Genomic DNA, 321 nt, shown 5'->3' with positions numbered 1-321 from the left:
AACATCACGCCGGTCTCGGTCGCCCGCGCCACGCCGTTGTAGTGTTCCCAGCGCACATCGGCGAGGACCTTGCCGGTGTACTGGTCCACATGCAGGGTGGCGTCATTGCGCGGGTCGTTGGCGAACACCGAGACAGTGAATACGCCCTCGGCGGTGGTGGGCGGGGTGATGCTGTAGCCGGGCTCGACCTTGCGCGAGGTGGCCAGGTCGACCACCTGTTGCAGGCTGATGGTGGGCGCGGCGGGGGCGGCATGCATCGCGCCGTGGTTCATGTGTTCGGCATGGTCGCCGGACACCGGCATCGGTGTGTTTTCCATGGCC

At 67.0% G+C, this 321-nt stretch carries 1 protein-coding gene; it reads right to left on the bottom strand.

Translation table 11 applies throughout. The features are described from left to right. Window positions 1–302 (bottom strand): PepSY domain-containing protein (locus M2R48_RS21365; protein ID WP_262087638.1); only part of this gene is annotated, 302 nt, incomplete at its 3' end. Window positions 303–321 lie beyond the last annotated feature (19 nt).

The organism is Acinetobacter sp. I-MWF, assembly GCF_025433935.1.
Classification (GTDB): domain Bacteria; phylum Pseudomonadota; class Gammaproteobacteria; order Pseudomonadales; family Moraxellaceae; genus Acinetobacter; species Acinetobacter guillouiae.
This window is presented reverse-complemented; position numbering and strand designations above follow the sequence as displayed.